The 23,401-nt window shown below is 68.2% G+C and carries 18 protein-coding genes; 14 read left to right on the top strand and 4 right to left on the bottom strand.

The genetic code is table 11. The annotated features are described in order from the left end of the window. Positions 1-33: 33 nt before the first annotated feature. The 14 genes from HWX09_RS02820 to HWX09_RS02755 all read left to right on the top strand — a co-directional run bounded on the left by HWX09_RS02820 (position 34) and on the right by HWX09_RS02755 (position 17,779). A complete protein-coding gene (locus tag HWX09_RS02820; RefSeq protein WP_027784108.1) occupies positions 34-3,723 on the top strand; it encodes a response regulator in 3,690 nt (1,229 codons plus the stop codon). Positions 3,724-3,779: 56 nt separating this feature from the next. After that, a complete protein-coding gene (locus HWX09_RS02815) occupies positions 3,780-6,359 on the top strand; it encodes an EAL domain-containing protein (protein ID WP_027784109.1) in 2,580 nt (859 codons plus the stop codon). An 876-nt stretch (positions 6,360-7,235) separates the two neighbouring features. Continuing rightward, positions 7,236-7,418 (top strand): Flp family type IVb pilin, encoded by a 183-nt coding sequence (locus HWX09_RS02810; protein ID WP_027784110.1) that lies wholly within the window; start codon positions 7,236-7,238, stop codon positions 7,416-7,418. A gap of 89 nt (positions 7,419-7,507) precedes the next feature. Continuing rightward, a complete protein-coding gene (locus HWX09_RS02805; protein WP_027784111.1) occupies positions 7,508-7,990 on the top strand; it encodes a prepilin peptidase in 483 nt (160 codons plus the stop codon). A gap of 17 nt (positions 7,991-8,007) precedes the next feature. Beyond that, entirely contained in the window at positions 8,008-9,030 is a 1,023-nt protein-coding gene (gene cpaB, locus HWX09_RS02800; RefSeq protein ID WP_027784112.1) for a Flp pilus assembly protein CpaB, read from the top strand. Between the two features lie 63 nt (positions 9,031-9,093). Beyond that, positions 9,094-10,476 (top strand): type II and III secretion system protein family protein, encoded by a 1,383-nt coding sequence (locus HWX09_RS02795; RefSeq protein WP_027784113.1) that lies wholly within the window; start codon positions 9,094-9,096, stop codon positions 10,474-10,476. 14 nt (positions 10,477-10,490) lie between these two features. After that, positions 10,491-10,874, top strand: a complete 384-nt coding sequence (locus HWX09_RS02790; protein ID WP_027784114.1) for a CpaD family pilus assembly lipoprotein — start codon at positions 10,491-10,493, stop codon at positions 10,872-10,874. A gap of 21 nt (positions 10,875-10,895) precedes the next feature. Further along, on the top strand, positions 10,896-12,119 hold the full coding sequence (locus HWX09_RS02785) for an AAA family ATPase (protein WP_027784115.1): 1,224 nt from the start codon (positions 10,896-10,898) through the stop codon (positions 12,117-12,119). Next, positions 12,116-13,552: a CpaF family protein gene (locus tag HWX09_RS02780; protein WP_027784116.1), complete on the top strand. Its 1,437-nt coding sequence runs from the start codon at positions 12,116-12,118 to the stop codon at positions 13,550-13,552. The genes HWX09_RS02785 and HWX09_RS02780 overlap by 4 nt, the downstream gene beginning before the upstream one ends. Next, complete coding sequence (locus HWX09_RS02775) at positions 13,549-14,526, top strand: type II secretion system F family protein (protein ID WP_027784117.1); 978 nt, start codon at positions 13,549-13,551, stop codon at positions 14,524-14,526. The genes HWX09_RS02780 and HWX09_RS02775 overlap by 4 nt, the downstream gene beginning before the upstream one ends. Continuing rightward, positions 14,523-15,467, top strand: a complete 945-nt coding sequence (locus tag HWX09_RS02770) for a type II secretion system F family protein (protein ID WP_027784118.1) — start codon at positions 14,523-14,525, stop codon at positions 15,465-15,467. Before HWX09_RS02775 ends, HWX09_RS02770 begins: the two co-directional genes overlap by 4 nt. Further along, positions 15,464-16,321 (top strand): tetratricopeptide repeat protein, encoded by an 858-nt coding sequence (locus HWX09_RS02765; RefSeq protein ID WP_027784119.1) that lies wholly within the window; start codon positions 15,464-15,466, stop codon positions 16,319-16,321. Before HWX09_RS02770 ends, HWX09_RS02765 begins: the two co-directional genes overlap by 4 nt. Continuing rightward, positions 16,318-16,746, top strand: coding sequence for a TadE family protein (locus HWX09_RS02760; RefSeq protein ID WP_027784120.1), 429 nt, complete (start codon positions 16,318-16,320; stop codon positions 16,744-16,746). The genes HWX09_RS02765 and HWX09_RS02760 overlap by 4 nt, the downstream gene beginning before the upstream one ends. After that, positions 16,739-17,779 (top strand): TadG family pilus assembly protein, encoded by a 1,041-nt coding sequence (locus HWX09_RS02755; protein WP_034185410.1) that lies wholly within the window; start codon positions 16,739-16,741, stop codon positions 17,777-17,779. Before HWX09_RS02760 ends, HWX09_RS02755 begins: the two co-directional genes overlap by 8 nt. On the opposite strand, the gene HWX09_RS02750 is transcribed toward HWX09_RS02755, so the two are convergent. The 4 genes from HWX09_RS02750 to HWX09_RS02735 form a co-directional block, all read right to left on the bottom strand. Further along, positions 17,743-18,930 (bottom strand): glycosyltransferase family 87 protein, encoded by a 1,188-nt coding sequence (locus HWX09_RS02750; protein WP_080681383.1) that lies wholly within the window; start codon positions 18,928-18,930, stop codon positions 17,743-17,745. The two genes, HWX09_RS02755 and HWX09_RS02750, sit on opposite strands and share 37 nt — an antisense overlap. A 106-nt stretch (positions 18,931-19,036) precedes the next feature. Further along, positions 19,037-20,113, bottom strand: coding sequence for a glycosyltransferase family 2 protein (locus HWX09_RS02745; RefSeq protein ID WP_027784123.1), 1,077 nt, complete (start codon positions 20,111-20,113; stop codon positions 19,037-19,039). A 254-nt stretch (positions 20,114-20,367) separates the two neighbouring features. After that, complete coding sequence (gene glmS / locus HWX09_RS02740) at positions 20,368-22,185, bottom strand: glutamine--fructose-6-phosphate transaminase (isomerizing) (RefSeq protein WP_027784124.1); 1,818 nt, start codon at positions 22,183-22,185, stop codon at positions 20,368-20,370. Positions 22,186-22,234: 49 nt separating this feature from the next. Next, on the bottom strand, positions 22,235-23,323 hold the full coding sequence (locus HWX09_RS02735; RefSeq protein ID WP_027784125.1) for a hypothetical protein: 1,089 nt from the start codon (positions 23,321-23,323) through the stop codon (positions 22,235-22,237). Between the last annotated feature and the right edge of the window lie 78 nt (positions 23,324-23,401).

The following is a 23,401-nucleotide window of genomic DNA, read 5'->3' as shown; positions in this document are numbered from 1 at the left end:
GGCCGCCGGGCCATCCCGATCCTGGAGAGCTGCATGGACATCAAGGCGAAGCTCGTCACCAGCACCAGCCTGATGCTGCTGGGCGCGGTGGCGATTTCCGTGACCAGCCTGATCGCGGTGCACGGCATCGCGTCCGGCGTGCGCACGCTGACGACGGAATCGCTGCCGCTGCAGGTGCGCAGCAACGAACTCCAGCGCGCGTATGCGGAACTCGCGGTGGAGTTCGGCCGGCTCGAGCACGCCCAGGATGCGTCGGAGCGGCAGCAGTCGTCCTCGGAGATCGAAACGCAATTGCAGCGGATCTCCGGCATCACGGCCGCCGTGCGCGCGATCGACGGGCACGGCATCGACGAACCGTCCACCGACCTGCGGACGATGCTCGGGTCGATGAACGAAGGCGTCGACAAGCGCCTGCGCGGCGATGCGCAACTCGTCGCCGAACGCCGGCTGATCGAACGCGTGCAGACACGGGGCGCCACGTTGCTGACCGAGATCGGCAAGGAAACCGGGCGGCTGGACAACGACGCCGATGCGGCGGTGAGCGGCGCGCTCGCGGCCAACACCGCATACAACCGGACGATTCATGCGCTCGATCAGGTACGCATGAACGTCAAGGACGTCATCACCGCCGCCGGCCGCGTCGACGTCGCGCCGAACCGTTACCGGCTCGCGCCGCTGCGCGAACGCATGCAGGCGTCGATCGACGGCGCGCGCAATGCGCTCGCGATCGCGGCGCCGAATCTCGATGCCGCGACCGCGCAGGGCGTGACGAGCGCGCTCGGGCGCGTGTCGGCCGACATCCTCGATGGCCACGACGGCCTCGTCGCGCTGCGCGGCGCCATGTTCGCCGAGCCGTCCGTCGCACCGCGCTACCGTGCGAAAGAGGACCGGGTGCTGCAGTCGCTCGATGCGCTGGACGCGAAGCTCGCGGAGGTCGCGGATCCGTTCGCGTTGCAGATCGTCAAGGCGCGACAGCGCCTCGACGAGGCGATCGAATTCCGGCGGCGCGCCGCGCGGGTTGAGTCACTGTCGTCGGTCGTGAGCGGCGGCATCAACGCATTGGCGTTCGACCTGCGCATGATCGCGCAAAGCGACAGCGCCGACCGTCTGAAGCGCGCCGACGACGAGCTGCGAAGGAGCATCGGCGCGCTGACCACCTCCGCCGGCGCGCTGCGCGATGCGCTCGTCGCGGACGGCCCGGGCAACGCGAAGCGCGCACAGGATGTCGTCGGGCTGACCACGGCGCTGGCGGGTTCCGCGCGCCGCATCCTGGCGGTGAAGTCCGACATGCTGGCGAACGACATGGCCATGCAGGGCATCGTCGCTGACGTCGACACGACGGCCAATCGCCTCGCGGCCTACACGGAGCAGGAGGCCGTGCGTGTCGATCTTCAGCAGCGCGGCATCGTCTCGGACGTCTATCGGGCCGTGGCAACCGCGATCGTGATGATCGTGGGGGTATCGTTCCTGCTCGCGATCGGCGGGCTGGTGATCAGCCATCGGCTCGGTGCGTCGATCTCCGGGCCGCTGTCGAAACTGACGCGCACGATGGCCCGCATTCGCAGCGGCAGCGACCTGTCGTTGCGCATGGCGCACAAAGGCAGCGACGAAGTCGCGGCGCTGATCGCCGGCTTCAACATGATGCTCGACGAAATCGAGCGCCGCGACGTCGATCTGCAGGCGGCGATCGCCACGGCCGAAGCCGCGAATTCGGCGAAATCGGAGTTCCTCGCGCGGATGAGCCACGAGATCCGCACGCCGATGAACGGCGTGCTCGGCATGACCGAACTGCTGCAGCGCACGCGGCTGACGTCGAAGCAGCGCAAGTTCGTCGACACCGTGTATCGATCCGGCGAGACGCTGCTCGTCCTCATCGACGACATTCTGGATTTCTCGAAGATCGAGGCGGGCAAGCTGAGGCTGGAACGCATCGATTTCAATCTGCATCAGTTGCTCGACGATGTCGTCGCGCTGCTGGAGCCCAACGCGCGACGCAAGGAGCTTGCGCTCGTGTACAAGCGCGGCGACACCGTTCCGGAATGGATGCGCGGCGACCCGGTGCGGTTGCGCCAGGTGCTCACGAACCTGCTGGGCAATGCCATCAAGTTCACCGAGCACGGGCATGTTGAGCTCAGCGCCTCGTATTCGGACGACGGCCGCATCGTGTTCGCGATCGCCGACAGCGGCATCGGCATCGCCCCGCAGGTGGCCGCGCAGTTGTTCCGGCCGTTCCAGCAGGCCGACAACTCGATCGCGCGCAAATACGGGGGAACCGGGCTCGGTCTCGTGATTTCCCGCCAGCTGGCCGAGATGATGGGCGGCACGCTCACGCTCGAATCGACGCCCGGCAAGGGCTCGGTATTTACCGTGACGACCCGGTTCGAGCCGGCTTCCGGCGAGGTCGGCATCGCAGCGGATGCAAGACCGTCGCTCGCCGGCCTGAAGGTGCTGATCGTGGACGACAGCGAAACCGATCGCAGCGTGCTGCTCGAACATGCGATCGAATGGCAGCTGTGCGTCGCCACGGCGATCGGCGGCGACGACGCGCTGTCGCAGTTGCGCGCGGCGGTCGCCGAAGGCGCTCCGTTCGATCTGGCGATCGTCGACGTGCGGATGCCGGGGATGGACGGTATCTCGCTCGTGCAGCATATCCGTCACGATCCGTCGCTGCGTGCGCTCGGGATCATCACGCTGACCGCGTTCGAGATGATGGACAGCATCCAGGTCGCGCACGAACTCGGCATCGCCGCCCGGCTGACGAAGCCGCTCCATGGCGCCGACCTCTATACGGCCATCGCGTCGGCGATGCACGTGATGCCGTCGCGGCTGACGCCGGCCGAGCCGGTATCCGACGACGCCTGCGCGGACCCGGGCCGACCGCTCGGCGCGATCTCGGCGCGTGTGCTGCTGGTGGAGGACAACGTCGTGAATCAGCAGATCGCGCTCGCGATGCTGGAGGACACCGCCTACCAGGTCGCCGTGGCCGACGACGGCGAGCAGGCACTGAAACTGCTGGCGGACGATGTATTCGACGTCGTTCTGATGGATTGCCAGATGCCGACGCTCGACGGCTTCGAGGCGACGCGGCAGTTGCGCCGCCGCGAAGCCGAAGCCGGTGCGCCGCGTATGCCGGTCATCGCGTTGACGGCCAATGCGCTCAGCGGCGATCGCGAGCGCTGCCTGACCGCGGGCATGGACGACTATCTCGGCAAGCCGTTCCGCCGCGATGCGCTGCTGCAGGTGCTCGCGCGCCATGTCGGCGGCGCGGCATGCGCGGCGGCATCCGGAAGCGATGCGGCACCGACGGGCGCCGGCGTCGAAACGAATCCGGAAGCGGGCGGCGAAGCCGCCGCCGATCCGGACGACGACGCAAGCGTGATCGACCGCAAGGCGCTCGATGCATTGCGCGCGCTTCAGCGGCCGGGCCGTCCGGATATCCTGACGCGGATCATCGACCAGTTCACGGCGGATGCGCCGCGGCTGATCCGCGACATGCATGCGGCGGTCGAAGCGGGCGACCCCGACGCGCTGAAGCTGGCCGCCCATACGCTGAAATCGAGCAGCGCGAACGTCGGTGCGCACCTGCTGTCGGCGCGTTGCCGCGAAATCGAGCGGCTGGCGCGCGCCGCCGACGTGCGCGCCGCGGCGGAACTGGTCGCCGGTACGGACGCGGAATTCGGGCACGCACACGCGGCGCTGATCGCGGAGCGCGTCGAAGGTTGAATGGACGCCGGCCGATCGCCACGGCGATCGCGCGTCGGCAAAACAGGAGGACGGTCGTGAACCAGGAACATGCCGATGTGCCGGCGATTCTGATCATCGATGACGACGCAATGACGCGGATGCTGGTCGTGGAGACGCTCGAACCCGAAGGCTTTCGCGTCGAGGAGGCGACGGGGCCGCAGGAGGGCATCGACGCGTTCCTGCGTCATCGTCCGGTCGTCGTGCTGCTCGACGTCGAAATGCCCGGCGGCGACGGTTTCGACTGTTGCCGGGCGTTGCGTGCGTTGCCCGAGGGCCGCCGCGTGCCGATCGTCATGCTCACGGGCAACGACGACGACGCGTCAATCGCCAGCGCGTTCGATGCGGGCGCAACCGATTTCGTGTCCAAGCCGATGCGGTGGAAACTGCTCGGCTACCGGATCCGCTATCTGCTGCGCGCGGCCGCGGCGGTCGAAAAGCTCGCGACGACGGAGGTCAGCCTCACGCATGCGCAGGCGCTTGCGCACCTCGGCAACTGGGAATACCAGGCCGGGCGGACGGACGGCTACTGGTCGCCGGAGCTGTACCGGATTCTCGGGCTCGACGCCGCACACACGCCGCCCACGTTCGAACGACTCGTGCAGGCGGTTCCGCCCGACGAGCAGCCGATGCTCGTGCAGTCCTACACGAGCCTGCGCACCGAAGGCGTCGCGTTCTCGCTCGAGCATCGGCTGATCCATGCGGACGGCACCGAGCGCTGCGTGCTGCACCAGGCGGAGTCCGGCCGCGACCCGAACCACGCGATCATCCTGCGCGGCATCGTCCAGGACATCACCGAACGCAAGATGCAGCAGGGGCGCATCGAATACCTGGCCAATCACGACGCGCTGACCGGTCTGCCGAATCGCAACCTGCTCGGCGACCGGATGGAGCAGGCGATGTCGCAGGCGCGGCGCACCGGGCAGCTGATCGCGGTGATGGTGCTCGACCTGGACCGCTTCAAGCACGTCAACGACAGCTTCGGCCACTCGGTCGGCGACGGACTGCTGCGGGTCGTCGCCGCGCGCCTGAAAAGCTCCGTGCGCGACGGCGACACGGTCGCGCGGCTCGGCGGCGACGAATTCGTCGTGATGCTGGTCAACCTGCCGACACCCGCGGACGCGGACGTCATCGCCCGCAAGATCCTGGATACCTTCATTGCGCCGTTCGTGCTCGACGGGCACGACCTGCACGTGACGACCAGCGTCGGCGTCAGCCTCTTCCCGACGGACGGGACCGACGCGGAGACGCTGCTGAAGACGGCCGATGCCGCGCTGTACTGCGCGAAGGAACACGGGCGCAACTGCTACAGCTTCTATACGCGCGAACTGGGCGCCCGCGTCGAAGAGCAGACCATCCTCGAAAACGCGCTGCATCAGGCCGTCGCGAACAGCGAACTGGAGCTGTACTACCAGCCGAAGGTCGATCTCAAGACCGGCCAGATCAGCGGCGTCGAAGCGCTGATTCGCTGGCGACGTCCGGGAATCGGCGTGATTCCACCCGACCGGTTCATCCCGATCGCCGAAGAAAGCGGGCTGATTCTGCCGATCGGGGAATGGGTGTTGCGTACCGCGTGCGCACAGGCCGTTGCGTGGCGCCGGGAAGGGCATCCGCCGATTCGGATTGCCGTCAATCTGTCCGCACGCCAGTTCCGGCAGCAGGACGTGGCCGAAATGGTGCGCACGGCGCTCGCGGAAACCGGTCTCGAACCGCACTCGCTCGAACTGGAGCTGACCGAAAGCGTGCTGATGCAGGACTGCAACGCGATCGCACAGACGCTGCGCGAACTGAAGACGCTCGGCGTCGTGCTGTCGCTGGACGACTTCGGCACCGGCTATTCGAGTCTGTCCTACCTGAAGGACTTGCCGATCGACGTCGTCAAGATCGACCGTTCGTTCCTCAGCGACGTCACCACCAGCGCGGAAGGCGCGTCGTTGACGCGCTCGATCATCGCGATGGCGGAGTCGCTGCACATGGAGACGGTGGCCGAAGGAGTGGAAACGGAAGCACAGCTGTCGTTCCTGAACCGGCATCGCTGTCATGCGATGCAGGGCTATTACTTCAGCCATCCGGTCACCGGCGACGCGATCGCCGACATGTTGTCCGCCGGCTCGGAACTCCCCGAGCACTGCCGGCAGCGCGAGCTGCTGCACCGTACGCTGCTGCTGGTGGACGACGACCGTGCGGTGCTGCAGATGCTCAGGCAGGCGCTCGGCCGCGACGGCTACGAGATTCTCGACACCACCGATCCCGACGAAGCGGTCGACCTGCTCGCCCAGCATCGCGTCGGCGTGATCGTGTCTGACTTCCGGATGCCGAGCGTATCGGGAGTCGACCTGCTGCAGCGTGTCAAGGCACTGTACCCGGACATCGTGCGCATCCTGCTGTCCAGCTACGGCGATGGGGCGTCGATCGTCGATGCGTCCGGCAACGGATCCGTTCAGAAGCTGCTGATCAAGCCATGGGACGTCGCGCTGCTGCGCAAGCACATTGCCGAGTCGTTCCAGCGGTTCGAGCACACGTCGCTGAGTGGGGCAGACCTTGGCGTGGCCCGCCTCGGCACGCGCGCGTCTCCGCTGCGGTTTCTCGACGCGCCGGAACCGCGCGATCGCGGTTGAGCGGCGGCCCGGGATGCGCCGCGCGCGAATTTCGGCGCGTGGGGCGATCTCGCCGGGAGCCGATTTTCAGGTGGTTTGACGAGCCGATTTTTCTGTCGCGGAATAGGCAGCTGGATAAAGCGATGCATCTGTCCGGATAGTTTCTTGTCGTGATGCCGCAATCGATGCGCAAAACTCGTGCGGCACGCCGTGCCCGAATTGATTGCACAAAGATGCCGTGCGAGCGCTGAATGAATTTCGGCTGGCGGGAAAATGTCGAGGTCTAAATCGTCAATCGATCACCATCACGGCGCAAGGAAAACGACTGCGGCACTCGCTCGGTGCGATAGGGAGCGTGCGGCAGCGCCCGGGTTGCTCGACGTGACGCCGGACGCCCACCGGCATTCGATGCCCGGGCGGTCAGGGGGATCGCCCGGCAATCGAAAATTGAATAAATGCATGAATTGTGCACGGTCCGGAACATCATTCCGCGCGAAGCAGTAAGGTTGTTAATTTGGATGACAATCACAGAGTTGGGGCGGCATTAATTTCCGGAGTGCCGAGATCCGGATTTGCTTTTTTTCACAGGCATTTTCATAAATACATTTCGACGCTAAATTATTTGAAAACACCGAAAAAATTGTCTATACCCTAGACGAAATGGCTTGATCCGCATCGTGCCGATGCGGCTACGCAACAAGCGAGCGCCGGCGGTGGCAGATTCCATTGCAGACGGCCGCGCGTTGCAGCGATCGAACGGATTCGAGGGGATGCGAATGCCCGATGCCAGGGCTGCCGCATGAGTCGTGAATGGGCGAACGCCGTGCGCGCCATCGAAGCAACGCCGCGTCTTTACATTCAACGGTCGATCACCGACCCCGTCACACGGAGGTTGTCATGCTGCACTACGTCAAATCCCTGCTGCGCGATGAACGCGGCGTCAGCTCGCTCGAATACGCGGTTCTCGCCGGCATCGTCGTCGTCGCGCTGGCGGCGGTCGGGGTGATCCTGAGCAGCAATACTGGCGGCCTGCCGGCCATATTCACGTCGCTGATCAACAAGGTCACCGCGCTGATCTGATCCCCCTGAACCCGCGCGCCGCCGACGAACATAAGGATCCGCCGCGGTACGACGTATCCAGCCGGGGCGCGCCGATGGACGGCTCTCCGATGCTCTATCTCGTACAGTCGGCGGCGACGCTCGTGCTGATGTCGCTCGTGCTGCAGGACGTGCGCACGCGGCGCCTGTCGAACCGCACGGTGCTCGCGTTCGCCATGCTGTATTTCGTCGCGGCCGCGCTCGCGCGCGAAGGGCTCGCGCAGCTCGCCGGTCACGTGGCGACCGCCGTGGCGATGCTGCTGCTGTTCGGCGGACTGCGTCACGCCGGCTGGATCGGTGGCGGCGACGTGAAGCTGGCGGCGGCCGTGTTCCTGTGGGCCGGCCCGGCGCTCGCGTTGCCGGTGTTGATGATCGTCGGTGCGAGCGGCGCCGCATGCGGCCTTGCCGTGCTCGCGGCCGTTGCGTGGCAGCGTCGTCGCATCGCGCCGGCGCGCGCGATCGAGATGCGCGGCGTGCCGTACGGCGTCGCGCTCGCGCTCGGCGGCGCACTGGCCGTCTGGACGCCGTTTCCCCACACGGTTTCTCTCACCTAGCGGGAACGCACGCCGCCATGCCCAAACCTCTGAGAATGGCCGTGCTGATCATCGCTGCCGCCGTCGGTGCGTTCATCCTGCGCCAGCTTTATGTCTCCGCGTCGACGCCGTCGGCGCCCGGCACGTCGAGCGACGTCAACGTGCGCGTCGCGGCGGCCGACCTGCCCGAAGGGCTGCTGCTGCGCGACAACGATCTCGCGTGGAAGCGCATGCCGCGCGCGCAGGTGCCGGCCGGTGCGTTCGTCGAGTCCCAGCCGGGCGTGGACCTCAAGGGCGCGCTGCTGCGCAACCGGGTCGACGCCGGTGCGCCGATTCGCGCGGAGAACGTGATTTCGGCCGGCGCGCCGGACTTTCTCGCGGCCGCGCTGCAACCGGGCATGCGCGCGATCTCGGTACCGGTCGACGACGTGTCGGGCAACGCAGGGCTGATCCAGCCGGGCGACTTCGTCGATGTCGTGCTCACGCAGCAGATCGGCGGGTCCGCGACGACACCCGGCACCTTCGAAGCGGAGACGGTGGTGCGCCGCGCGCGCGTGCTCGCGGTCGGCTCGGAATTCCAGCGCGCGAAGATGGCTGCGAGCGCGCCCGACGCGCCGGTGCGCGCGCGGACGGTCACGCTCGAGGTCGCGCCGCGCACCGCACAGGTGGTGCTGGTCGCGACGCGCCTCGGTTCGCTGTCGCTCGCGCTGCGCAGCTTCGCAACGAGCGACCGCCGCGAGGCCGCGGGCGGCGACGAACAGGAGCCCGATACGCCGCCGGTGTGGGCCGGCGACGTATCGCGCGCGTTCCGCGACGCGACGCGCTCGCCGTCCGCGCGGACCGATGCCGGCACGCGGCCGGCCCCGCAGGGCAACACGGTCGTGATCTATCGCGGTTCGTCGGTGGACGACGGCTCGCGCGGCAGTGGCGGCGGCGGTGTCGGCCCGCCCGGTATTCCGCCGCTGCCGTCCGGCTGGCCGGGCATGCCGCCTGCGCCCGCGGCCGGCAATGCCGCCGCCGACGCGACGGCGCAAGTGCCGCGGGCGGCGGCCGCGCAGTGACGCGATGACGAGATGTCGATTCGGAACCGGCCGCCCGGCGGCCGGCATTTGACGGGAACACGCATGGTGCGCATGGTTCGTTGGATCGCTTTCTGGTGCCTGGCCTGCGTCGTCGCGCCGGGCGCCGCGCTCGCGCAGCGCGCGCAGGCGGCGGACGCCGGCGCGGCGTTGTCGATCGCGACCGGCAAGGGCGAGATGCTGTCGCTGCCGGAACCGGCGACCGCGATGTTCGTCGCGGACCCGAGCATCGCGGATATTCAGGTGCCGTCGCCGCGCACCGTATTCGTGTTCGGCAAGAAGGCCGGCACGACCACGCTGATCGCGCTCGGCGCGAATCATCGGCCGATCCTGCGCAGGACCGTGATCGTGCAGGTCGACACCGCATCGCTGCAGACGGTGCTCGACAGCCGGTTTCCGCAATTGAAGCTGTCGGTGTCCGGCGCGCCGGGCTCGCTGATGGTGTCGGGCAAGGTGCCGAGCGCGGCCGACGCGGACGCGGTGATGCAATCGCTCGCGCCTTATGTGAGCGACAAGGAAAAGATCGTCAACCGGCTCACGCTGTCGCGCCCGATTCAGGTGAACCTGCGCGTGCGCGTGACGGAAGTGAGCCGCAACATCACGCAGCAGCTCGGCATCAACTGGAGTTCGCTCGGCGCGGCAGGCAACTTCATCGGCGGGCTGTTCAACGGGCGTACGCTGTTCGATCCGACGAACAAGCTGTTCAACCTGGCGCCGAGCGGTGCGTATTCGGTGCTGGGCGGCTTCCATACGGGACGCTGGTCGATCGACGTCGTGCTCGACGCGCTCGATCAGGAAGGGCTGATCACGATGCTCGCGGAGCCGAATCTCACCGCGATGTCCGGTCAGACCGCGAGCTTCCTCGCGGGCGGCGAGATCCCGATTCCGGTCGCGCAGGCCGGCACCACGACCGGCGCGATCACGGTCGAGTTCAAGCCGTTCGGCGTGTCGCTCGACTTCACGCCGACCGTGCTCGCCGACAACCGGATCAGCCTGAAGGTGCGCCCCGAAGTGAGCGAGGTCGATCCGAGCAACAGCGTGACGACCGGCGGCGTCACGGTGCCGGGGCTCTCCGTGCGGCGCGTGGAGACGACGGTCGAGCTGTCGAGCGGGCAGAGCTTCGCGATCGGCGGGCTGCTGCAGAGCCAGACGGCCAACACCGTGTCGCAGATCCCGGGGCTCGGCCGGCTGCCGATCATCGGCCGGCTGTTTTCGTCGAAGAACTTCCAGGACAACAAGACCGAGGTCGTCGTGATCGTGACGCCGTACATCGTGCAGCCGACCGGGCCCGGCCAGCTCGAGCAGGCGCTCGACACGGTCGCGCGGCCGAGCAGCGATCTCGAGTTCGCGATTCAGCGCAATCTCGGGCTCGACATGCTGTCGGGCGACACGCCGCGTCTCGTCGGCGCTGCGGGCTTCGTGTACTGACCGGAGGCGCGCGCATGCTAATTCGAACCCTGTTCACCGCATCGTTGCCGCTGGCGCTCGCGGCGTGCCTGTCGACGCCGCCGCCGATCAACCTGCCCGACGCACGCGCGATCGGCTTCGACGGCGTGCGTGCGGTGCCGCCCGACTGCGCGAAGCTGATGCAGCCGTCGCATCTCGTCGATGCAGGGTTCGGGCGGCCCGGCGTGCCGTTCGGCTGCGCGACGTACACGAATCTCGCGACGATGCTCGCACGGCCGGAGGACCTCGTCGCGCCCGTGCCGTACGGCGGCGCCGATGCGCAAGTCGCGGCCGACGCGGTGCGCCGCTACGTCGAGGATCGCGTGAAGCAGCCCGCGCCGGGCAAGACATTGACGACGACCGGCTCGCCCGGTCGTTGACCCACTCCCCATGCGATCGCGATGCCGCCCATGAACGTCCTCGACCGCCAGAACGCCAAGCGCGCCGCTTCCGCCGGAGCGGCGGATCTCGTCGCCGTCGTGTCCGACGCCGGTAGCGAGGACGTGATCCGCCGCGTCGCGCAAGACCTGTCGATCACGCGCGCCCACGTGCAGCCGGGCAACTGCGACGACGCGATCCGGTTGCTGCAGCAGCACGAGCGCTCGCCGCGCCATCTGATCGTCGACGTGTCCGATTCGGTGTTGCCGGTGTCGGACCTGATGCGGCTCTCGGACGTGTGCGAACCGTCGGTGAGGGTCGTCGCGATCGGCACGCAGAACGACGTCGGCCTGTTCCGCAACCTGCTCGGTATCGGCGTGCAGGACTACATCGTGAAGCCGCTGACCGTCGAGCTGATGCGGCGCGCGCTGACCACGACGGAGGCGGTCGTGCAGGTGCGCACCGGCAAGATCGTCAGCTTCGTCGGCGCGCGCGGCGGCGTCGGCACGACGACGATCGCGGTCAGCCTCGCGCGCTGCCTGGCGGGCGAGAAGCGGCGGCGCGTGGCCTACGTCGATCTGAACCTGCATGGCGGCGGCGCGAACTCGATGCTCGGGCTGTCGAGCAACAACGGGCTGATCGAATTGCTGAACATGGAACTGCGCCCCGACGACGCGCTGTTCGACCGCATGTTCGTCACCAAGGGCGACCGCCTGCACGTGCTCTCGGCCGAACTCGCGTATGGCGAGGACGCGCTGCTGCGCGACGACGCGATCGCGCAGCTCGTCGACATGTTGAAGGACCGCTTCCATTACGTGTTGTTCGACGTGGGCTATCGTGCCGGCAAGCTGTTCGAGGATGCGCTGGCGGTGTCCGATCTCGTCTACATCGTCGCCGACCGGTCGGTGCATGCCGCGTACGAAGCCGCGCGGCTTGCACGCTTCGTGAAGGAAATGCCGGGCGAGCGGATGCTGTCGATGGTGCTGAACAATCCGCTCGAGCCGGTCAAGGGGCGCGTCCCGCAGTCGGATTTCGAGGACGCGTTCGGCGGCGTGCGGCTACGCGAGCTGCCGCACGACGCGCAGGCGCTCGCGGTCGCGGAGAACCTGGGCGAGCCGATCGAAGGCTCGAAACGGCGCGGCTTCCTGGACGAGATCCGGCTGCTCGCGAACGGCATCACGGGCGAATCGATGGCCGTCGCCGAGCCGTGGTATGCGCGCTTCTTCAAATGGAGGAAAGGATCGTGACGTTCGGTACCCGCAAACGGCCGACGCCGGACGCCGTGCCGGTGGGTTCTCCTGTCGCGCCGCGCGACGGCGCGCCCGCGCCGGGTCCGGCCGCGAACCCGGTGCCGACGCCGGTGCCGGTGTCTGCGTCCACGTCCGCGCGCGCGGCCGCGACGGCCGATACGCAGGAGGCCCTCATCCGCTCCGGCAAGTTCGATGCGATCCGCACCGCGGTGTTCGCGTCGATGAACATGTCGGCCGCGCTGATGAAGACGCGCGACGAAGTGCGGGCGGGCATCGAACAGGTGGCCGCGCACACGGTCGAGCGCGAGCGCCTGAAGATCACCGCGGGCGAGCAGGTGCTGATCGTCGACGCGATCCTGAACGACATGTTCGGCGTCGGGCCGATCGAGCCGCTGCTCGCCGACGACACCGTGTCCGACATCCTCGTCAACGGCCCGGACCAGGTGTACGTCGAGCGCGCGGGCCGACTCGAACTCACGCCGCTGAAGTTTCGCGACAACGCGCACGTGACGAGCGTCGCGCAGCGGATCGCGGCGGCGGTCGGGCGCCGCGTCGACGAGAGCAGCCCGATGGTCGATGCACGTCTCGCCGACGGCAGCCGCGTGAACGTCGTTCTACCGCCGATCGCGATGCGCGGCGCGTCGATCTCGATCCGCAAGTTCGCGAAGCGCGACATCACGCTCGCACGGATGGCGCATCAGGGCAACATCTCGCACGGGATGCTGCAGGTACTGAAGATCGCATGCACGTGCCGGCTGAACATCGTGATCTCGGGCGGCACCGGCTCGGGCAAGACGACGCTGCTCAACGCGCTGTCGCAGCACATCGAGGAGCACGAGCGGATCGTGACGATCGAGGACGCGGCCGAGCTGCAACTGCTGCAGCCGCACGTGGTGAGTCTCGAGACACGGCCCGAGAACACGGAAGGGCTCGGCGGCATCTCGCAGCGCGATCTCGTGCGCAACGCGCTGCGGATGCGGCCGGATCGCATCATCCTCGGCGAGATCCGCGGCGCGGAGGCGTTCGACGTGCTGCAGGCGATGAACACGGGCCACGATGGCTCGATGACGACGATCCATGCGAACTCGCCGCGCGACGCGATCAGCCGGCTCGAAAGCATGGTCATGATGGCGAACGCGAATCTGCAGCTGCTGTCGATCCGGCGCCAGATCGCGAGCGCCGTGCATCTGTTCGTGCAGGTCGAGCGGATGCGCGACGGCGTGCGCCGCGTGACGCGGATCACCGAGATCGTCGGGATGGAAGGCGAAGTCGTGATCACGCAGGACCTGTTCGCGTTTCGCCAGGAAGGCGACACGACGCGCGACGCGGTGAAGGGCGTGTTCGAGGCGTCGTCGCTGCGGCCGGCCTTCGCGCCGCGGGCCGCGTACTACGGCGTCGAGGACGCGCTCTCCGAGGCATTCCGGCAATGAGGACGGCGGACCTGTTCGCGCTCGGCGCCTTCGCCGTGATCCTCGCGGTGGGGCTCGCGCTGTCTGCGTTGCTGGACCGCGCGCGCCAGACGCCGGAGCAGCGCATCCGCGCGCGGCTGCAGCGCATTGCGCCATCGCTGGCGGGCCGGGACGCCGGTGCGGCCGCCGGGGCCGGTGTCGCGCTGTTCAACCTGCCGCGCCGGCAAACCCGCGTGCGGGCATGGGTGCAGCGCTACGTGACGCGCGTGCGCGCGGTCGGCGGCGAGCGCGGGCTGCGGATCGTCGTCGCGAGCACGATTGTCGGCGCGATCGCCGCGATCGTCGCGGTGAAGCTGGTGACGGTGCCTCGCGTGGTGCATCCGGCGATTTACGTCGGACTGCCGCTGATCGCGATGCGCGCGAGCTACCGCGCGCTGGTCGAGCGCTTCCGGCTGCGCTTTCTGGAGGCGTTCCCCGACGCGATCGACCTGATCGTGCGGGCGGTGCGCGCGGGCATTCCGGTCACGCAGGCGATCAGCACGGTCGGCGACAGCGCGGCCGAGCCGGTGCGCTCGACCTTCCGCACGATGGGCGACAGCCTGCGCGTCGGCGCGGATCTGAAGGACGTGCTGACGCAGGCGGCGGACCGGCTGATGATCGCGGACTTCTCGTTCTTCACCGTCTACCTGCTGCTGCAGCGCGAGACGGGCGGCAGCCTCGGCGAGACGCTCGACGAGTTGTCGAGCATCATTCGCACGCGCCGCGACATCCGCCTGAAGACACGCGCGCTGACCGCCGAAGGGCGGATCACGACGAAGATCATCTCGGCGGTGCCGTTCGTGATGATCGGTGCGCTGTTCCTCGTGAACCGCACGTACGTGATGCTGCTGTTCGACACGCATGCCGGACGCGTGATGCTGACGATCGCCGCGGTGCTGTTGACGATCGGACTGGTGACGATTCACAAGATCTCGAAACTGGATACCGCGCGATGACGATGTCGATGCTGGCCGCCCGCGGCCTCGAACTGTTGCTGCTGATCGCGTGCGTCGCGGCGGCGCTCGCGAAGCCGGGCGGCGGTACGCGCCGGCGGATCGCCATGCGCGTGCAGCAGGCCGCGGGACAACGGCCGCCGTCGCTGGGAGCGGGGCGCCTGCAGCCGGGCGACATGCGTCAGGATCTGACGCGACGGCTCGCGCAGCTCGGCGAGCGGCTGCCCGTGCTCGATCCGATGCAGCGCGCGAAGCTCGGGCTGCAGCTGACGCGCGCGGGCTTTCGCGAGCGGCGCGCGGTGTCGTCGATGATCGGCATCAAGCTCAGCTGCGGCGTGCTGTTCGCCGGCGTCGCGATCGTGTTCAGTCCGTATATTCCGCGCTTCGGCGAATACTTCGTGATCCGGGCCGTCGCGATGGTCGCCGCGTTCGTGGTCGGCGTGATCGTGCCGGAATACGTGCTCGGCGCGATGATCCGGCGCCGCCGGCGGATCATCGCCGCGTGCTTTCCGGATGCGCTCGACCTGCTCGTGATCTGCACGATGGCCGGCAACAGCCTCGTATCGGGCGTGCGGCGCGTCGCGCGCGAACTCGATCGCATCTGCCCGCCGCTCGCGGACGAGCTGACGGTATGCGCGGACGAGCTCACGCTGAGCGGCAACGTGTCCGAAGCGCTCACGCATTTCGCGCTCCGTGTCGACTTCGCGTCGGCGCGTTCGCTTGCCACGACGCTCACGCAATCGCAGCGGTTCGGCACACCGATCACGCAGGCGCTGAGGACCCTGTCGCGCAGCGAGCGCACCGAGCAGATCGTCGCGCTCGAGGAGCAGGCCGCGAAGCTCGCACCGAAGATCACGCTGCCCATGATGCTGTTCATCCTGCCGACGGTCGGCCTGATCGCGGCGGGCCCGGCGGCCATCCGTTTGCTCGAGGTGTTCAAATGACAGGCTCCGTCATGCGCGCGTTCGCCTTCGCGGTCGTGCTGCCGCAGCTCGCCGGCGGCTGCGCGCCGGGCATCCAGACGAGGGCGGCGCTGTCGCACCGGAGCGACGACCCGCAGGCCGAATTGCGCATTGCCGACAGCGCGCTTGCCGGCGGCAACGTCGATCTCGCGTCGACGCTGTACGGGAAGGTGCTCGCGCGGCATCCCGACTCGCTCGCGGCGCAACTGGGGCTCGCCGACGTCAACTATCGCGCCGGCGATCTGGAGCGCGCACGCATCCTTTACGAGCAGGCACGGCAGCAAGCGCCCGCGGAACTCGGGCCGCAGGTCGGGCTCGCGCGCGTCGCGTTGCGGCAGCGGCGGCTCGACGAGGCCGGCCGCCGCTATCGCGACCTGCTCGCCGCCCAGCCGAACCTGCCGCTTGCGGCGCAAGGGCTCGGCACGGTGCTCGACCTGCAGGGCCGCCACGAGGACGCACAGGCCGTGTACCAGGACGCGTTGCGCGCCCATCCGGACGCGCAGGGGCTGCGCATCGACCTCGGGCTGTCGCTCGTGCTGAGCAATCGTCCGCGCGAGGGCGTGAACGTGCTGCTCGACGTGGCCGGGTTGCCCGACGCGCCGTGGCAGGCGCGCCAGAACCTCGCGTTCGCGTATGGCGTGCTCGGCAACACCGATTCGGCGAAGAAGCTGCTGTCCGCGGATCTGCCTGCGTCGGCGGTGACCGACAATCTGCGCGTGTACCAGGCGGTGCGTGCGCGGCTCGCGTCGCACCCGGTCGCCGATGCGTCGCGGCCGTCGAGGGGCGCCGCGCTCGAGCCGCGTACCGCGCCGCCCGCCGAGGGGGCCGCAAAATGACACGCGGGGCGATGGGCGCGCGCCACGCGCGCGGTGTCGTATCCCTCGAATTCGTATTGATGCTGCCGTTCCTGCTGATGGTGCTGATCGGCATCATCGACACGAGCCTGCTTCTGTGCGACAAGGCCGTGATCACGAATGCGAGTCGCGAAGCCGCGCGGGCCGGCGTCGTACTGCGCGTGCCGATGCTGACCACGACGCAGATTGCCAACGTCGCGCTGAGTTATACGCAGAACAGCCTGATCACCGGCGGCACGCCGACCACGCCGGTCGTGACCGTGACGCAGGCGAACGGCACGACGTCGGGCACCGCGCTGACGGTCACGGTGACCTACACGTATTCGGGGCTGGTGCTCGGTTCGGCGTTCAGCGCGCTGACCGGCCCGGTGACGATCTCGGCCAGCTCGGTGATGCTCTATGAATGACGCACCCGGCACGCGATGCATCGGCGCCGCGCGCGAACGCGGCTCCGTCGCGCTGTTTTTCCTGATGTTCCTGATTCCGCTGTTGTCGTTCGGTGCGCTGGCGATCGACATCGCGTGGGTCGCCGCGGTGCGCAACCAGCTGCAGAATGCCGCGGATGCGGCCGCGCTCGCGGCGGCCGATGCGATGATGTCGCCGACCGGCGGGGCGCTGAACTGGTCGCAGGCCGCGCCGACGGCGAACGGCGTGATCGCGCGGAATTCGGCGGCGGGCGCGCCGCTGGCGAGCGGCACCGTGACGACCGGCTACTGGAACGTGACGCGCACGCCCGCGTCGATGCAGCCGATCACGATCACGCCCGGCCCCTACGACGTGCCGGCGGTGCAGGTGACCGTATCGCGCGCGCCGGGCGTCAACGGCGGTTCGATTCCGCTGCTGCTCGGCGGGCTGCTGGGCATCCCCGGCGCATCCGGCGGCGCGACCGCGATCGCGGTGCTCGCCGCGCCGGGCGGCGTCGCGGCGGGCGGGCTCTTTCCGATCGCGATCGACCAGTGCGTGTACAACCAGTACTGGAACCCGCTGACCAACCAGCCGCTGATCAATCCGCTCACGGGGTTGCCGTACGAGTTTTCGATCACGAACGGTCAGACGTATGGCTTGCTATGCATGGGCGGCCAGTGGACGTCGTTCCAGTCGACCGCGACCGACACGACGACGATGAGCGGCCTGATGGTGAGCGGCAACCCGACCACGCTCAATATCGGCGACAGCATCTATCTCGCGACCGGCGTGAAGGCGACGCTTTATACGTCGGTGCCGGTCGGCGCGACGGTCGTGCTGCCGGTCGTCACGCAGACGTCGAGCAGTACCTACGTGCCGATCGTCGCGTTCGCGGCGTTCCACATCGACGTGTCGCTGGGCGGCACCTACAAGTACATTCAGGGGCACTTCGTCGCCGGCGTCAAGATGACCGGCGTCGCGACGGGCGTCGGGCCATACTACGGCGTGTACGTGCCGCCGCGGCTGGCGTTGTGACGGTTGCGGGCATCGTGCCGCGCGCGGCGCAGCAGCACCAGCAGCGCGAAGAGCGTCACGGCCGGGCCGAACTGCGGCAGCTGCAGCCACGGATTCAGGTATTCGGCAATCGGCAGCGCCCACATCAGCGCGATCGCGGCCTGTTCGCCGCGCAGCCAGCCGTCGTGCCAGCCGATCGACAGCATGCAGGCGATCGCGATGGCGAGCCACGCGAGCTCGTAGTGCCACACGTACGGATTCGCCACGAGCGTCGCGACCGCCAGCACGGCCGCGCGCACGCGGGTATCGCGCGATTGCATCCATACGACGCAAGCGGCCGCGATCGCGATCGCGGCGATCCCCGCATGCGCGACATACGCGGCGCCGAGCGGCACGCCCGCGAGGCGGAACGTCGCGAACGGCGCCGGCGACGCGAGCCAGAACACGATGCCGTGCTCGAGGACGATCGAGCGCGCGAGGCCCATGCTGCCGGCGAACAGGCGCAGCGACTCGACGCCGCAGATCAGGATGCTCAGCGCGACGAACGCAGCGGTCGCGAGCGCGGCCCACGTGATCGTGCGCCATGCGCGCACGGCGACCAGCACGAACGGGAACAGCATCGCCATCTGCGGCTTGATCGACAGCAGTGCGATGCAGAGGCCGGCCCACAGCGGCCGCCGATCGGCCCAGTAAACGGCCAGCGCCGCACACGATGCGGTCAGGAACGCGTTTTGCCCGAGCGTCGCGGTGACGAACACGCATGGCGCGGCGGCCAGCGCAAGCGTGCCGGTGCGCCACGCGCCGGGAATCGCGCGCAGGCCGGATACGCGCCACGCGGCGAGGCCGAGCATGAACACGCCGAACGCGACGAACAGCGGATAACCGAGCGCGAACGGGAGCAGCGCCAGCGGCGTCACGAGCAGCAGATAGGTGGGCGGGTAGAGCCACGGCGCAAAGACGTCGCGGGGAAGGTTCGGGAACAGCCCGGACGTCAGCCGCGAGAATGCGGAGAAATCGTACGCCTGCGATGGCGCGCCGTGCAGCACGAGGTACGAGGCGGACCAGAACACCGAGAAGTCGGCGCCCGGACGCGGCAGGACGCTGCCGCTGCCGGACGCATGACGAACGACCGTCACCCAGATGGCAATGAACAGCGCGTACAACGCCAGCATCAGCGTGCTGTACAGGACGACGCGTCGCGACGTGAGCCACGCGCCGGCCGGCCGCTCCGGGGGGCGTGCCGATTGCCTGGGGATGTCCAATTGACGCGGCCCGGTTTTACTTGAACGACGGCTTGCGGGCCGCGATGCCGTCGGCCGCCGGCGTCATGGCCCGGCGGCGCGCCGAGTGCGCACGCTTGAGCGGAAACTGCAGCAGCTTCGATGCCGGTCGCGCGGCGGCATCGCGCTCGGCACGGTAGCGCCGCCTCACGAGATAGACGGGGCGTTGCTTGGACTCGTGATAGATCCGGCCGAGGTATTCGCCGATCACGCCGATGCCGATCAGCTGGACGCCGCCGACGAACAGCACGACGGAAATCAGCGACGGGTAGCCGTGCACCGGATTGCCGTACAGCAGCGTGCGCACCACGATGAAGGCGCCATACAGGAGCGACAGCATTGCGAACGTGACGCCGACGTAGGTCCACACGCGTAGCGGCACCGTGCTGAAGCTCGTGATGCCCTCGAGCGCGAAATTCCAGCGCCGCCATCCGGAGAATTTCGAGCGGCCGCCGCTGCGCGGCGCACGCGTGTATTCGACGATCTCGGTGCGAAAGCCGACCCACGCGAACAGCCCCTTCATGAAGCGCCGCCGTTCCGGCAACGCACGCAGCGCGTCGACGACCTCGCGATCCATCAGCCGGAAATCGCCGACGTTCTCCGGCATCCCGACTTCGGAGAGCCGGTTGTGCACGCGGTAGTAGAGCGCGGCTGCCACGCGCTGCATCAGCGGATCGCACCTGCGGTCGGTGCGTTTCGCGGCGACGACCTCGGCGCCCGCGTGCCAGCGTTCGAGCATCGCGGGGATCAGCGCGGGCGGATCCTGTAGGTCGGCGTCGATCAGGATCACGGCCGCGCCGGCGGCTTCGTCGAGGCCGGCAGTGAGCGCCGCCTCCTTGCCGAAGCGGCGTGTGAGATCCACGACGTGCACGCGCGCGTCGCCGGCGGCAACCGAGAGCAGCCGGTCCAGCGTGCGATCGCGGCTGCCGTCGTTGATGCAGACGATCTCGAAGCGCACCGAGGCGAGCGACTCGAGAACGGGCAGCGTTTCGGCAAAGAATGCGTCGATCGTTTCTTCCTCGTCGTGAAAAGGCACGACGAGCGATATCAGCGGCTTCCTGGCATGCGTCGACACGTTGCGGCCCCCCGGAGAGATTCGGCTTGCGTTGCACCGTAGGTTTCCGTTGTCGTCCGCCGGTCGGCCGTTACCCGATCGTCGGCGAAGGCGGTCCCGGCCGGCTTTTCCAGCGGGGACTGGACGACATATGGTTTAGATATTGTAGGAAGTATTCGGGAGTCGACGCATGAATTTAGCTTGAATCGTGCAGGGCGGGCCGGTTCGATCGGTTGACGACCTTGATGGGCCCGCCCGCGTCAAGGAACCTCTCGTCACTCGACCGTCACCGATTTCGCCAGATTCCTCGGTTTGTCGATATCCGCGCCCCGCAGGCACGCCGCGTGATACGCGAGCAACTGCAACGGCACGACGTGCAGGATCGGCGACAACAACCCGTAGTAATCCGGCATTCGCAGCACCGACACGCCTTCGCCGTTGTCGATCCGCGTATCGGCATCCGCGAACACGTAAAGCTGGCCGCCGCGGGCCCGCACTTCCTGCATGTTCGACTTGAGCTTTTCCAGCAACGCGTCGTTCGGCGCGATCGTGGCGACGGGCATCGTATGCGTGACGAGCGCGAGCGGCCCGTGCTTCAGCTCGCCGGCCGGATACGCTTCCGCGTGGATATACGAGATTTCCTTCAGCTTCAGCGCGCCTTCGAGCGCGATCGGGTAGTGCAGCCCGCGCCCGAGAAACAGCGCGTTTTCATGCTGCGAGAATTCCGCCGCCCAGCGCGCGATCTGCGGCTCCAGCCCCAGCACGTCCTCGAGCGCGCCAGGCAGGCGCCGCAACTGCATCGTATAGCGCGCGAGCTGCGCGTCGTCGACGTAGCCGCGCAGCCGCCCGAGCGTGACGGCGAGTATGAACAGCGCGACGAGCTGCGTCGTGAACGCCTTGGTCGATGCGACGCCGATTTCCGGGCCGGCCCGCGTCAGGAAGCGCAGGCCGGTCTGGCGCATCATCGCGCTGGTCGGCACGTTGCAGATCGCCAGCGTGTCGACGTGGCCGAGCGCCTGCGCATACTTGAGCGCGGCGAGCGTGTCGGCGGTCTCGCCGGATTGCGACACGCTGACCACCAGCGTATTCGGCATCGCGAGCGCGTCGCTGTAACGGTATTCGCTCGCGATCTCGACCTGCGCGGGGATGCGCGCGATCGTCTCGAGCCAGCGGCGTGCGGTCAGGCCGGAATAATGGCTCGTGCCGCACGCGAGGATCAGCACGTTGTCGATCTGCTCGAACGCGCGCGCGGCGTCCGGACCGAATACCGCGGGATCGAACAGCCCGGCATCGGGAATGGTCGCGGCCACGGCCTGCGGCTGCTCGAAGATTTCCTTCTGCATGAAGTGCCGGTATGGCCCGAGCTCGACCACGCCCTGCGCGGACGAAACGGTTTGTATCGCCCGTTCGATCGGCGCGCCGGTGCGATCGAGCACCCGCACGCCGCCGGCGGTCAGTTCGACGATGTCGCCTTCCTCGAGAAAGATGAAGCGGTCGGTGATGCCGGCGAGCGCGAGCGCATCGGACGCGAGAAAGCATTCGCCGTCCTTCACGCCGACGACGAGCGGCGAGCCGGCGCGCGCGCCGATCAGCCGCTGCGGCTCGTGCTTGCTGAACACCGCGATCGCATAGGCGCCGTGCAGTTGCGAGGTCGCATCGCGTACGGCGGCGAGGAGGTCGCCGCGATACTTGCTGTGGATCAGATGCGCGACCACTTCGGTGTCGGTCTGACCGTCGAACTCGTAATGTTCGTCGGAAAGTTGCTTGCGCAACGTTTCGTGGTTCTCGATGATGCCGTTGTGAACCAGCGCGATTTCGTCGCGCGAGAAGATCGGATGCGCGTTGCAGGTGGCGGGCGCGCCGTGGGTCGCCCAGCGCGTGTGCGCGATGCCGGTGCTGCCGGTCAGGCCGGCGCTGCGCACGTGGGCGTCGAGATCGGCGACGCGCGACATGCTGCGCTCGCGGCGCGCCTGACCGTCGACGACCGTCGCCACCCCGCATGAATCGTAGCCGCGATATTCAAGGCGGCGCAAACCTTCGATCAGAATCGGGACGATATCCCGTTGCGCGACCGCGCCGACGATGCCACACATGACACGTCTCCTTCCCTGTAGATGCCCCCGGACCGTGCGCACGCGCGGATCAGCGCGACACGGTCTCCGTTGTCGCCGCCGTCGTGAAGCCGCATTGAGCGGGCGCGACGGGGTCGGCCATCCGGCTTTCGAATGCCAGGTAAAGCGCCTCCTCCAGTACGTTCCAGTGTGCGCCGTGCCGGTACGGGCCCGATCGCGCATGCCAGCACGCGACCGTGTTCATGTCGTGCATCTTGAATGCGACCAGCGCGATCAAGCCCCACGGATAATCGGAGCCGGCGAGTTGAAGCCAGGTCTTGCCGTACTTCTGCATCCACTGCGCGTAGATCGTTTCGTTCGATTGCGCGGGAACCTGAATACCGGACAGGAGGGGAAAGATCTGCGCGATTTTCGCCGGATAGAACGTCGTGTCGCTGATGCGCTGCGTGCTCGCGCGAAAGCCGGTCTGCATGCCGCGCCAGAACACCTTCAGGATCGCGGACGCGAGCCGGTCGGCGCGCTGGCTCCACGGGCCGGCGTGCGTGTAGTCGGCATGCCGGACGTAATACGCCGCGAGCGCCTGGAACGCGCTGTGTACCTCGACGTTGTCCATCAGCAGCGCGACGTGCAGCGTCGACGAGATCTGGTAAACGCCCGTGGGCTTGCCGAGCAGCGTGTCCAGATGCGCACCCGCGCGATCGAGGCTGAGTTCCCATGCGGCAGGCAGGCCGTCGGGCGGCGCGAAGCGGGCGAGCAGTTCGATCCAGGTCGCCATCATCGCGTCGTCGGCGTCGGCTTCGGCGCAGGCGCTGTACTGGCCGCTCTTCATGCAGTAGCGATCGAAGCCGCCGTCCGGACGTTGGCGCGGCAACAGCCACGCGATCCATGCGAGCGCGGCCTGATGGGCGTCGAGCCCGGCATCGGCGGCGCCGAGCAGCGCCTTCGCCGCGAAATAAGGATCGATGCCGGCGCCGTTCAGGCGCACGGTGATCGCGCCGTCGGGGCGTTGGTAGAGCCCGTTGAGCTGGAGTTCGGCGGCGCTCGCGTGCAGCGCGACGCCGCATGCGGCGACACAGCAGGCGACGCACCACAGGCGGCATAGCCGGGCGGTGGCCGCCACGCGTGCGCGTGCGGCCGGGAAAAGCGCGGGCCGGTTCATGATCGGGGGGCTCCTGCGCGGTGGTCCTGCGCAAATCCCGCCGGGCGCGGCGTTGGCCGCGTCGCGCGCCGGCGGGTG

Source organism: Burkholderia sp. BCC1208 (assembly GCF_902833095.1).
Lineage (GTDB): Bacteria > Pseudomonadota > Gammaproteobacteria > Burkholderiales > Burkholderiaceae > Burkholderia.
This window is presented reverse-complemented; position numbering and strand designations above follow the sequence as displayed.

Excerpts from the sequence above, each read along its gene's own strand:
- HWX09_RS02820 (WP_027784108.1), top strand. The coding sequence starts at position 34 with ATGGACATCAAGGCGAAGCTCGTCACCAGCACCAGCCTGATGCTGCTG.
- HWX09_RS02810 (WP_027784110.1), top strand. The coding sequence starts at position 7,236 with ATGCTGCACTACGTCAAATCCCTGCTGCGCGATGAACGCGGCGTCAGC.
- HWX09_RS02805 (WP_027784111.1), top strand. The coding sequence starts at position 7,508 with ATGCTCTATCTCGTACAGTCGGCGGCGACGCTCGTGCTGATGTCGCTC.
- cpaB (WP_027784112.1), top strand. The coding sequence starts at position 8,008 with ATGCCCAAACCTCTGAGAATGGCCGTGCTGATCATCGCTGCCGCCGTC.
- HWX09_RS02795 (WP_027784113.1), top strand. The coding sequence starts at position 9,094 with ATGGTGCGCATGGTTCGTTGGATCGCTTTCTGGTGCCTGGCCTGCGTC.
- HWX09_RS02790 (WP_027784114.1), top strand. The coding sequence starts at position 10,491 with ATGCTAATTCGAACCCTGTTCACCGCATCGTTGCCGCTGGCGCTCGCG.
- HWX09_RS02785 (WP_027784115.1), top strand. The coding sequence starts at position 10,896 with ATGCCGCCCATGAACGTCCTCGACCGCCAGAACGCCAAGCGCGCCGCT.
- HWX09_RS02775 (WP_027784117.1), top strand. The coding sequence starts at position 13,549 with ATGAGGACGGCGGACCTGTTCGCGCTCGGCGCCTTCGCCGTGATCCTC.
- HWX09_RS02770 (WP_027784118.1), top strand. The coding sequence starts at position 14,523 with ATGACGATGTCGATGCTGGCCGCCCGCGGCCTCGAACTGTTGCTGCTG.
- HWX09_RS02765 (WP_027784119.1), top strand. The coding sequence starts at position 15,464 with ATGACAGGCTCCGTCATGCGCGCGTTCGCCTTCGCGGTCGTGCTGCCG.
- HWX09_RS02760 (WP_027784120.1), top strand. The coding sequence starts at position 16,318 with ATGACACGCGGGGCGATGGGCGCGCGCCACGCGCGCGGTGTCGTATCC.
- HWX09_RS02755 (WP_034185410.1), top strand. The coding sequence starts at position 16,739 with ATGAATGACGCACCCGGCACGCGATGCATCGGCGCCGCGCGCGAACGC.
- HWX09_RS02750 (WP_080681383.1), bottom strand. The coding sequence starts at position 18,930 with ATGCTGGCGTTGTACGCGCTGTTCATTGCCATCTGGGTGACGGTCGTT.
- glmS (WP_027784124.1), bottom strand. The coding sequence starts at position 22,185 with ATGTGTGGCATCGTCGGCGCGGTCGCGCAACGGGATATCGTCCCGATT.
- HWX09_RS02735 (WP_027784125.1), bottom strand. The coding sequence starts at position 23,323 with ATGAACCGGCCCGCGCTTTTCCCGGCCGCACGCGCACGCGTGGCGGCC.